We start from the raw sequence: 12,187 nt of genomic DNA on the forward strand, positions 1-12,187 counted from the left end.
CAAATGTATGACATTTGATATAATTATTTACTTTTGGTGCGAAAATATTCTATGTTTTAATGATTTTTTAATATAAAGATATGAAATTTACTAAAATTACTTGTCTGTTTTTTATGATATTGGCGATAGAAGGTGTTGCGCAGGCAAAAAGAGTGGCTATTAATACAATAGCATTTTACAATTTGGAGAACTTCTTTGATACTGTAAATGACCCCAATACAAATGATGAAGATTTTGTTTACACTCCTGAGAACTATGCAAAGAAGATAGATAATTTAGCTCATGTTATTTCGGAGTTAGGAACAAGTGATAAACAAAAAAACGCTCCCGTAGTGTTAGGTGTAGCTGAAATAGAAAATCGTCGTGTTTTAGAAGATCTTATTAAACATCCATTATTGGTTAATTTAAATTACGGAATTGTACATTTTGACTCTCCAGATCGTCGTGGTATTGATTGTGGATTTTTATATCAAAAAAAACATTTTAATCCAAGTAGCTATCAAAATTACCCTTTAATTATATCGGAAGATCAACAAGATAAAAAAGCAAAAGATAAAGATAAAAATGAAGGAGAAACAGATGATAATAGTGTAGATACTAAAACTAGAAGGATTTATACAAGAGATCAAATTTTGGTAACAGGTACTTTAGATGGTGAAGAAATGAGTTTTATAGTAAATCATTGGCCTTCACGTCGTGGAGGAGAAAAAGCTAGTAGCCCATTACGCGAAGCTGCTGCTGCTTTAAATAGGAAAATCATAGACTCTTTACAAACTGTTAATCCCAATGCGAAAATTTTCACAATGGGGGATTTAAATGATGGACCATTTAATAAGAGTGTTAAAGAAATTTTAGGAGCTAAAGGAGAGATAGAGGATGTTAAACCACAAGGGTTATATAATCCAGCAGAAAAAATGTTAAAAAAAGGAATTGGCACCTTAGCACATCGTGATGCTTGGGATTTTTTTGATCAAATTATTTTTACAGAAACTTTGTTGCCACATAACAATGATTATTCAACTTGGAAATATTGGAAAGCAGGTGTGTATAATAAATCATTTATGATTCAACAAACGGGACAATATAAAGGATATGCTCTTAGGAATACCACTGAAGGGCCCTGGGGTTTTCTGATCACTTTCCTTCCTATGTTTACCTAATAAAAGAATTCTAAAAAAATAAAATCCCGTTTATTCGGGATTTTTTTATTCATATTTTTACATAAAAAATGTCAGTGAAAAAACCATTCAATTTAAATAAATGGATAGAAGATAATCGCCATCTTTTAAAACCACCTGTTGCTAATAAAAACCTGTATGTTGATTCAGACGATTATATTGTAATGATAGTAGGCGGACCTAATGCTCGTAAAGATTACCATTACAATGAAACAGAAGAATTGTTTTATCAACTAGAAGGAGAAATAACCATTTACATTCAAGAAAATGGACAAAAAAAAGAAATAAAGCTTGCCGCTGGCGATATGTATTTACATCCAGCTAAAATTCCACATTCACCTAGTCGTACAGAAAACTCTATAGGTTTAGTAATAGAGCGTAAAAGAACACAAGCCACAGATGGTTTGTTGTGGTTTTGTGATAATTGTAATGAAAAATTACACGAGGTATATTTTGAATTAAATGATATTGAAAAAGATTTTCTGAGCCATTTTAAAGCATTTTATTCTTCCAAAGAAAAAAGAACTTGTACGAAATGTCGTCATGTTATGGAAACAGACTCTCGATTTGTTCAAGATTAACAATCATAGACTTAATTATTTAGATAATAAGTTATAAATTTGCAATCTATTTTAACAAAACTTGATAAAAAAGTTACAATGTCAACAATAACACAATCAACAGTAGCTCAACAATTTGGAATTGTTGAAGCATTAGAGCAATTAGGCGTAAAAGATATCAATTTAGGTACCTCAACAGGATCTAATTGGTTTGCTAATGGTGAAATCATGGAGTCGTATTCACCTGTAGATGGTCAATTAATTGGAAAAGTAAAAGCTTCAACAAAAGAAGACTATGAAAAAGTAATGGAAGCGGCTACTACCGCATTTAAAACTTTTAAGATGATGCCAGCTCCCAAAAGAGGTGAAATCGTTCGTCAGTTTGGTGAAAAATTGAGAAAATATAAAGAACCTCTTGGGAAATTAGTTTCGTATGAAATGGGTAAATCATACCAAGAAGGTTTGGGAGAAGTTCAAGAAATGATTGATATTTGTGACTTTGCAGTAGGTCTTTCTCGTCAATTACATGGTTTAACGATGCACTCTGAGCGCTTTGGACACAGAATGTATGAACAATACCATCCACTAGGAGTAGTAGGGATTATTTCAGCGTTCAACTTTCCTGTAGCGGTTTGGTCTTGGAATACTGCTTTAGCTTGGATTTGTGGAGATGTATGTGTGTGGAAACCATCTGAAAAAACCCCTTTGTGTTCAATAGCTTGTCAAAATATTATAGCAGAAGTTTTAAAAGAAAATAATCTGCCAGAAGGTATTTCTTGTATCATTAATGGTGATTATAAAGTAGGTGAATTAATGACACATGATACTAGAGTTCCTTTGGTATCTGCTACAGGTTCAACTCGTATGGGTAAAATAGTTGCTCAAGCTTGTGCTGCACGCTTAGGAAATTCATTACTAGAATTAGGAGGAAACAACGCAATTATTGTTACTCCAGATGCTGATATTAAAATGACTGTAATTGGTGCTGTGTTTGGAGCAGTAGGAACAGCAGGTCAACGTTGTACTTCTACTCGTCGTTTAATTATTCATGAAGATATTTATGATAAAGTAAAAGATGCTATTGTTGCCGCTTATGGTCAGTTAAGAATAGGGAATCCATTAGATCAAAATAATCACGTAGGACCACTTATTGATACAGATGCTGTTGTAGCTTATAACAAAGCATTAGAAAAAGTAGTGGCAGAAGGAGGTAATGTTATTGTGTCAGGAGGCGTATTAACAGGAGAAGGTTATGAAAGTGGTTGTTATGTGAAACCAGCAATTGCAGAGGCTCAAAATCATTTTGAAATCGTTCAACACGAAACATTTGCACCTGTATTATATTTATTGAAATATAGTGGAGACGTTATGAATGCTATTGAAATTCAAAACGGTGTAGCGCAAGGTTTATCATCTGCAATTATGACAAATAATTTACGCGAAGCAGAAGCATTCTTATCACACGCAGGTTCTGATTGTGGTATTGCTAACGTAAATATTGGTACATCAGGAGCAGAAATTGGTGGTGCATTTGGTGGTGAAAAAGAAACAGGTGGTGGACGCGAGTCTGGATCTGATGCTTGGAAAGTATACATGAGAAGACAAACCAATACAATTAACTATACAACGGATTTGCCTTTAGCACAAGGTATAAAATTTGATTTGTAATATAAGTTATAATATCTTTTTAGGAGGTTGTTCTAAATTTTTAGACAACCTCTTTTTTTAAAAATATTCAGACATTTATAGAACTAGTATTTATATAGATGATTCTAAGAAAGAAGGAGGTAATCCAGATTTCGGGGTGAAGATGAGAAGATGAAGAAAATAAAAAGGCAAGGAAAATTTTCTTGTAGATGTGTGGGTAAAATCCATAAATTGACGATTCATTTGTCCGCTTAGGCTGAATGAAGAAGTCACATTATTAATATTATATAATCTCCCCTTTTGTGTAAATGGCAAGATTACAAACTTTCAAGATAACCTAATAGAAGGTAAAAAGTACACTTTTTTAGATTCAAAGTCTTTTTTATTTATAATAAATTTCTGAGACATAATCTGGGTTTGAAAAGCTATGTAGCCAAATTAGAACCTAAAACCAGAGGGAATCATGGATAGCGATAAAAGCTTGTGGTAGATAGAAAGAGCTTTTAGAATGTCAAAACGGATTTACGAACTGGTTCCATTTATCATCATTTACAAAAAGAATCGAAGCTTACATTTACCTGTTGTTTGCTGTTTATACTGTTCATAAAAAACTTGAAAGGACATTGAAAATGAAAATATGCGCTATCGCCAGATAAAGCCATAGAACTGATTTATAAGATGTATCAAATAGAAGTTACTCTGCCTGAATTATTACATACTAACAAAACCCTCTTGGAAATGAATAACGAGTAAAATTCGTTAATTCAAAATATAAATAAATTCTTCTAAGGTATTCTATTAATAAAAATAAGAAAAGTATTGCAGCAGAAGAAACCTTTATAAAAAATGGCGCACAAGTGTTTAATTAATTATTTTTGTTCAGACAAAACGGTTTGTTTTTTGATTTTAAATAAAAATGATGAAATAATCATAAACTATTAGTCGGCATATTTAAATGCCCATGATAAAAGGCAATACAATGTTTTCTAAAAATAAAATTTAAATATATGAAATTTAATACAAAAGCCATACACGGTGGTCAACAGCATGACCCAAGTACAGGAGCTGTTATGCCTCCTGTTTATAATACCTCTACTTTTGCGCAACATGATCCGGTGTTCCAAATAACGGATATGAATACAGTAGAGCAGCAAATCCTACTCGTACAGCCTTAGAAAATGCTTTGGCAAGTATAGAAAACGGAACACGAGGATTAGCTTTTTCGTCGGGTTTAGCAGCTACGGATTGTGTCTTAAGAGGCTTAAAGTCAGGTGATGAGGTAATTGCTATGGATGATTTATATGGAGGAACTTATCGTATGTTTACCCGTATTTATAAAGAATCGGGTATAAAGTTTCATTTTGTAGATATGAATGATCTGCCTAAATTTGAATCATTAATTAACGAAAATACACGTTTAGTTTGGGTTGAAACACCAACTAATCCATTAATGAAATTGGCTGATATTGAAGCGATTGCTCAAATTACTAAAAAGTACTCTAATATTCTTTTTGCTGTAGATAATACATTTGCAACACCTTATTTGCAAAAACCCCTTGATTTAGGAGCGGATATCGTAATGCACTCAGCTACTAAATACCTAGGAGGGCATTCTGATGTAATTGCAGGCGCTTTAATTGTAAAAGATGAAGAATTAGGAAATCAGTTGCATTTTCAACAATTTGCTACAGGAGCTACTTTAGGGCCTAATGATTCATTTTTAGTTTTGAGAGGAATTAAAACTTTGCATTTACGTGTTCAGCGTCATTGCGAAAATGGAGCCAAGATTGCAGAATTTTTAGTAAATAATCCCAAAGTTGAAAAGGTGTATTATCCTCGGGTTAGAAACCCATCCTTTTTATGAGGTAGCAAAAAAACAAATGATAGGAGGTTTTGGTGGTATGGTGACTTTTACATTTAAATCAGGGCTTAAGGAGGACGCCGTTAGTTTTCTTAAGAAATTAAAAGTATTTACACTAGCGGAATCTTTAGGTGGAGTAGAATCATTAGCCAATCATCCAGCTTTAATGACCCATGCTTCAATACCAGAAGATAAAAGAAAAGAAATAGGAATATCGGATGATTTAGTACGTTTGAGTGTTGGGGTTGAAGATATTCAAGATTTGATAGATGATTTACAGCAAGCATTTGCGTAAAAAATAAGGTTGCTCAGAAAGATAGTCATTTTCTTATTTCGATCAGCGGGAGAAATCGCATAATATTGATAATGTGACTTCTCCCCTTGTCGAAGTGATAAACTAGATGTTTATTGATTGCTTTTTAGATAGTTTTTTTGTACTTCCTGCTAATTTAAATAATAAATATAGCCAAAATTTAACCAAACTAGCCAATCATTGGCTTTATTTTCAGGGTATAAATTTTGGTTTGGATTTAATCCGTCTACCCAGTTTGAATTAAAATATTGCCAACGTAAATCAATTATTAAGTCAGACATCAGATTTAGCTTGTATCTTGATCCGACACTTCCAACGACAGACCAAGTGCTTCCAGAATCATTAGAAAAACCATGAGGCTTTCCGTCAGAAGGACTCCAGTATTTTGGAAAAATATTGTTTTGATTTAAAAGAACTCCATTTCCATAAGAAGTTTTAACTTGAGGATTAAAAAAGCTATATTGGGCGCCTAAGCTAATGTATGGAGCAAAATTTCCAGTGTAAGAAGAAAAATCACGAATGCTTAAAGGATAATATTCTAACTGCATTCCGATATTAGTTATTGAAGAAGATCCTTCCATCGCATTTAGTTGTCTGCCTCCAATAGAAGTTTTGTCAGCTAATTTACCAAAATGATTTAGTTTTGTTTTATTGTATGATAACTCGGTTCTTATTTTAAAGTGATCATTGAAATAAGTGTCATGTGTATAACAATTACAGTCAGATCGGTAGGCAAAATTTATATAATGTACAAGCCCAATACCTATTCCTGTGTTTCCTGCATCTGTTTCTAAATTATTACGCTCTCCGTAATCTGATTGAAGAGCAACAGGGCCTATAACCAATCCTAGCTCATTGGAAAAACCAGATTGAGCAAACAAATTAGAATTCGTTCCTAAAAGAAAAAGTAAAACAAAACGATATATTTTTAGCATAAACTCATTTTTAGCTTGATTAGACAAATATATAAAAACATCACCCATTTTGGAGATAAATTGTTTAAAATATTTAAAAAAAAGCGCGAAGTTTATTAATTTTTTACTATGTAAATTATTTAGATAACTGTATATTTGCTCACCAAACGAAAAAACGTTTTTTATATTAAAACGAAAATAAAAGAATAAAATTATGTCACAAAGTATTGAAGCTTTTGTTGAAGCAGTTGCAAAAAACAATCCAAATGAACCTGAGTTCTTACAAGCTGTAAGAGAGGTTGCAGAAACAGTTATACCTTTCATTGAATCAAATCCTAAATACCAAGGAAAGACATTGTTAGAGCGTATGGTAGAACCAGAGCGAGTAATTATGTTCCGAGTGGCTTGGGTAGACGATAAAGGGCAAACACAAGTTAATAAAGGATACCGTATTCAGATGAATTCGGCTATTGGTCCATACAAAGGAGGATTACGTTTCCATCCTTCTGTAAACTTAAGCATCTTAAAATTTTTAGCTTTTGAACAAGTTTTCAAAAACTCTTTGACTACATTACCAATGGGTGGTGGTAAAGGTGGTTCTAATTTTGATCCTAAAGGAAAATCAGATAATGAAATCATGCGTTTTTGTCAAGCTTTCATGACAGAATTAGCACGTCACATTGGAGCTGATACAGATGTTCCTGCTGGTGATATTGGTGTTGGAGGTCGTGAAGTAGGCTATATGTATGGTCAATACAAAAAATTACGTAATGAATTTACAGGTGTATTAACTGGAAAAGGAATTACTTTTGGTGGTTCGTTAATTCGTCCTGAAGCTACAGGTTACGGGGATGTATATTTTGCTCAAAATATGTTAGCTACAAGAGGTGAAAGCTTTGCTGGTAAAACAGTAGTTGTTTCTGGTTCTGGTAATGTGGCGCAATATGCTATCGAAAAAGCAACACAATTAGGAGCTAAAGTTGTTACAGCTTCTGATTCTTCAGGATATATCTATGATGCTGATGGTATTGATGCTGACAAATTAGCGTACATTATGGAAATCAAAAATGAACGTTATGGAAGAATTAATGAGTATGTAGCTAAATATCCAAACGCTAAATTCGTTGAAGGAAAACGTCCTTGGGAAGTAAAATGTGATATTGCATTACCGTGTGCTACACAAAACGAATTAAATGGTGAAGAAGCACAGTTATTAGTAACTAACGGATGTATCTGTGTAGCTGAAGGTGCTAACATGCCTTCTACTCCAGAAGCAGTTGAAATCTTTATCAAAAACAAAATCTTATTTGCTCCGGTAAAGCTTCTAATGCAGGAGGAGTAGCTACTTCTGGTCTTGAAATGTCACAAAACTCTTTACGTTTAAGTTGGACTAGAGAAGAAGTAGATCAAAGATTACAACGTATCATGAGTGATATTCACGAAGCGTGTGTTACTTATGGTAAAGATGAATCTGGTTTTGTAGATTATGTAAAAGGAGCAAATATTGCTGGTTTCGTGAAAGTAGCAGATGCTATGTTAGCGCAAGGAGTAGTATAATACCTGTCATTTCGAATAATAAAAGGCACTTGTTTTTTCAAGTGCTTTTTTATTGATACCAAAAAATAAACTTGTTTCGTTTTTAGAGTATATTTGTGACCAGAAATCAAAAAGATATGAAGAATTGGGCTGCATTTTTATTTATACTCCTAAACTTTTCTTACGTTTTTACACAAGAAGCCAATCCTTGGAAAGGCTATTATTCTTATAATGCAGTTAAAGATCTTCAATTAGTAGAAAACAAAATAGTAATAGCGGCCGATAATGCCTATTTTTTATCTAATCTCGATACAAACCAATCAGAAAAAAAATCAACAATAGAAGGTCTTTCAGGAGATCCTATTACCCAAATTCATTATAGCCCAACTTATAATAAAACAATCGTAGGTCATTCTAACGGTTTAGTTATTATTGTAAATGAAACAGATGGTTCGATGTTTTATCTAAAAGGAATAGAGGATAAACCTAATATCTTGGCAAGTAAAAAAAGAATCAATCACTTTGAAGAATATAAAGGGAAAGTGTATATTTCTACAGGATATGGTGTTACCGTTTTAGATATGAATAATTCCCAGTTCGGAGATACATTTTTTATAGGAACAGGAGGTTCAGAGCAAGAAATTATAAGTACTACAATAGTCAATGATACTATTTATGCAATTGTCAAATCTAATGGTCTTTATGCCGCTAAACTAAGTAATCCTTTTTTAATTGATTTTAATCAGTGGAAAATCATACAACCCGGAAGTTGGTTTAATTTAAAACCAACCAAAACAAAAAAAATTTTAGTATCAGAAACAGGAGCGATACATGAATTAAAAGAAGATAATTCCATTTCGTACATAACATCCGTTTTACAAAATCCAAAAGATATCAATTATAATGAAGATAAATTAATTATAACCTCTTCTAATTACGTTGATATTTTTGATGAAAACGGAACATCAATTAAACAACTAATTTGGGGAGATCAATTTAAATCATTTTTTACCAGTTCCTCTTTTAGAAATAATAAGATTTATACAGGAACAGAAAGCAATGGTTTGTATTCAATAGATTTAAATACTCCTCAGTTGATTACTAATTTAACTCCTAGCTGTCCAGAAAAAAATCGTTTTTTTAGGATAAAAGCAGTCAATGATGTGCTTTGGGTGGTTTTCGGTGGATATAGCAAACAATATAACCCTTATCAGTATTGCTGTGGAGGACCTAGTAGATCTGGAATTAGTATTTATTCCAATGAAAAATGGACGAATCTCGATTACAAAGATTTGTTAGAAGCAAGAGCTCTTTCAAGTATTGCATTTAATCCTAAAAATAAAAATGAAGTATTTATAGGCTCTTTTTTTAGCGGACTACTAAAATTAGATAATTTTATAGCTACTAATTTGTATAATAAAGAAAATAGCCCGTTAAAAGATGAGTTAATACCTAATGTTGTTCTTTTAAATACACCCAATTTTGATTCGAATGGCGATTTATGGATGACAAGTAGCCGAGCAGAAAATGCACTTTTTTCTCTTGATAAAAATAATAAATGGAAAAGCTATTCAATAAAAGATATTTCGGTAAAACCCAAAGAAGATAATTTTTCCTCCATGAAAATTGATAAAAATGGGACAAAATGGTTGGGAACATTACAAACAGGAGTAATAGGATTTAATGAAAAATTAAATAAAAACATAGTTATAAATCATATAAAAGGAAAAGGAAGCTTGCCTGATAGTGATGTTCGTTCTTTAGCTCTTGACAACAACAATCAATTATGGATTGGTACTTTTAATGGTTTACGATACTTACCAAATGTTAATTCATTTTTAACAGATACTACGTTAGATACAAAACAAATTATTTTATTAGAAGATGGAACCGCTCAAGAACTTTTTTATCAATCTAATATTTTAGATATAGAAGTAGATGGAGCTAATAATAAATGGGTTTCAGTTGAAGAATCAGGGGTTTTTCTGATTTCGCCAGACGGACAACAAACAAAATTACATTTTACAAAAGAAAATTCACCTTTACCCAGTAATATAGTAGATGATATAGAAATTGATCAAACAACAGGAAAGGTTTATTTTGCTACCAATAATGGAACTGTCTCTTATCAAAGTTTAGCTACAGCTGGTACTAAAGATTATTCAAATACCTATATTTACCCTAACCCTTATAGACCAGAACACAAAGGAATGGTTAAAATTACAGGATTAAAAGATAAAAGTAATGTTAAAATTACAGATATAGAAGGAAATCTAGTATTTGAAAGTATTTCACAAGGAGGAACAATGGAATGGGATACCCTATCTTTTGCTAAAACAAAAGTATCATCAGGGGTTTATGTTGTGCTCGTTTCAGATGAAGAAGGAGAAGATACCGTTGTTAAAAAATTATTGATTATTCGATAAGAAATGTTAAAACAAAACAGTATTAATTTTCTCCGTTTTTTAATGGCTAACATCATTATGTTAGCTCATTTAGTAGAGTTAACAAAAGATAAAACATTATATCTACTAAGTCTTTTTGTAAATCCAATTTAGCTGTTAGCAGTTTTTTCGTTTTAAGTGGTTTTTTGGTTAGTAAAAGTTTAACAAGGACACCTAGTTTGAAAATTTATTTTCTAAAAAGAGCCAAACGAATTTTACCTGCATATATAATAACAATAATTTTTTCAGTTGTAATTCTTTCCAGTATTTCAACCCTTTCTTTTTGGGATTATTTTACAAACAAGATGACATGCCGTTATTTTTTTTGGAACCTATTTTTTTTAAATTTTCTAGAACCCTGCCTTCCTAATGTATTTGCTACAAATCCACTTCCTTTTGTAAATGGTTCTTTGTGGACTATGAAGATAGAAGAAGGTTTTTATCTTACCCTTCCCATATTGTTTTATTTCATCAAAAAAAGTAAAAAAGAAACCCTAGTATTAGCTTTTGTTTATTTCATATCTATTTTATATTCCTATATAATGTTAGAGCTTTTACATTTACCATTATTAGAAAAACAACTTCCGGGAAAATTAGCTTATTTTGCTATTGGGATTTATATTTATTTAAATTTCGATTTTTTTATTCAAAATAAAAAAGCATTTTTGGTAGGAGCGTGGTTTTTATTTTTTATTCAACTATATTATTTAAATAATGATTTATTCTTTCCTTTTACTTTAGGAATTACGGTTTTGTTTTTAGCTTATTCACTTCCTTTTTAAATAAATTTAGTGCCAAAGCAGATTATACGTATGGTATTTACCTATATCATTTTCCCATAATACAAGTTTTTGTTCATTTTCGATTTTTTCAAAGATATAATCCCGTAGTGATTAGTGTAATATTAATACTAATAACTTATCTGTTTGCCTATTTATCATGGCATTTGGTAGAAAAACGTTTTTTAAATCGCAAGTAATTTTATGCTAACCAAGACAAAAGCAATTGTTTTAAGTGCCATTCGGTATCAAGAAAAATCCTTAATAGTAAAATGTTTTACGCAAAGTCAAGGTGTAGTTTCTTATTTCGTACCTTCTGCTTTTTCTAATAAAAAAAATAGTCAACGTATAGCGTACTTTCAGCCTTTAACTATTCTTGAAATTGAGGTTAATCATAAAGGGAAAGGAGGGTTGAAGTATTTTAAAGAAGTTAAAACAGCTGTTCCTTATCATAGCATCCCTTTTGATGTTGTTAAAAGTACTATTACTTTATTTTTATCTGAAATTTTGCATTATGTAATTAAAGAAGAAGAAAAAAATGAGCCCCTTTATTTATTTTTAGAAACCGCTATGACATGGTTAGATACCCATGATTATGCCGTTAATTTTCATCTTAACTTTTTAATAGAATTAACTAAATTTTTAGGTTTTTATCCAGATTTAATTAATGAGGATTTCCCTTTTTTGATTTAAATGAAGGTTGTTTCGTTTTAGAAGCTACTTCTTCTGTTATAGATGAAGAAACCTCACATATTTTAAAACTTTTTATGTCTTCAAATTTTGATGATATTACTAATTTTAAACTAGATTATTTAAAACGTCAAAGGCTTTTAGAAGTTCTTTTAGATTTTTACGCCCTACATATAGAAAATTTCAAAAAGCCTTACTCTTTAGAGGTCTTAAAAGAGTTTTATCATACCTGATTAATTTAATTAATTGCTAGAGTAAATAAAAA

At 31.4% G+C, this 12,187-nt stretch carries 6 protein-coding genes and 4 pseudogenes; 9 read left to right on the top strand and 1 reads right to left on the bottom strand.

Annotation, left to right across the window (positions count from 1 at the left end):
- The first annotated feature begins 80 nt into the window (after positions 1–80).
- The 4 genes and pseudogenes from JJC05_RS09970 (at position 81) to JJC05_RS09985 (ending at position 5,541) form a co-directional block, all read left to right on the top strand.
- A pseudogene (locus tag JJC05_RS09970) lies at positions 81–1,174 on the top strand (endonuclease/exonuclease/phosphatase family protein).
- Between the two features lie 54 nt (positions 1,175–1,228).
- The gene (locus JJC05_RS09975; protein WP_235877332.1) at positions 1,229–1,759 is read left to right on the top strand and encodes a 3-hydroxyanthranilate 3,4-dioxygenase; all 531 of its coding nucleotides are present in this window, start codon (positions 1,229–1,231) and stop codon (positions 1,757–1,759) included.
- Between the two features lie 78 nt (positions 1,760–1,837).
- Positions 1,838–3,406: an L-piperidine-6-carboxylate dehydrogenase gene (gene amaB / locus JJC05_RS09980; RefSeq protein ID WP_105195646.1), complete on the top strand. Its 1,569-nt coding sequence runs from the start codon at positions 1,838–1,840 to the stop codon at positions 3,404–3,406.
- Positions 3,407–4,392: 986 nt separating this feature from the next.
- A pseudogene (locus JJC05_RS09985) lies at positions 4,393–5,541 on the top strand (cystathionine gamma-synthase).
- 149 nt (positions 5,542–5,690) lie between these two features.
- On the opposite strand, the gene JJC05_RS09990 reads toward JJC05_RS09985, so the two are convergent.
- Positions 5,691–6,494 (bottom strand): THC0290_0291 family protein, encoded by an 804-nt coding sequence (locus JJC05_RS09990; RefSeq protein ID WP_181142844.1) that lies wholly within the window; start codon positions 6,492–6,494, stop codon positions 5,691–5,693.
- Positions 6,495–6,687: 193 nt separating this feature from the next.
- Here JJC05_RS09990 and gdhA point away from each other — a divergent pair.
- The 5 genes and pseudogenes from gdhA (at position 6,688) to recO (ending at position 12,155) form a co-directional block, all read left to right on the top strand.
- A pseudogene (gdhA, locus tag JJC05_RS09995) lies at positions 6,688–8,030 on the top strand (NADP-specific glutamate dehydrogenase).
- Between the two features lie 116 nt (positions 8,031–8,146).
- Positions 8,147–10,435, top strand: coding sequence for a type IX secretion system anionic LPS delivery protein PorZ (gene porZ, locus JJC05_RS10000; RefSeq protein ID WP_235877333.1), 2,289 nt, complete (start codon positions 8,147–8,149; stop codon positions 10,433–10,435).
- 3 nt (positions 10,436–10,438) lie between these two features.
- Entirely contained in the window at positions 10,439–10,567 is a 129-nt protein-coding gene (locus JJC05_RS17245; protein WP_258928520.1) for a hypothetical protein, read from the top strand.
- Positions 10,568–10,599: 32 nt separating this feature from the next.
- Positions 10,600–11,235, top strand: a complete 636-nt coding sequence (locus JJC05_RS10005; RefSeq protein WP_235877334.1) for an acyltransferase family protein — start codon at positions 10,600–10,602, stop codon at positions 11,233–11,235.
- A gap of 201 nt (positions 11,236–11,436) precedes the next feature.
- A pseudogene (gene recO / locus JJC05_RS10010) lies at positions 11,437–12,155 on the top strand (DNA repair protein RecO).
- Positions 12,156–12,187 lie beyond the last annotated feature (32 nt).

The organism is Flavobacterium davisii (assembly GCF_019565505.1).
Classification (GTDB): Bacteria; Bacteroidota; Bacteroidia; order Flavobacteriales; family Flavobacteriaceae; genus Flavobacterium; species Flavobacterium davisii.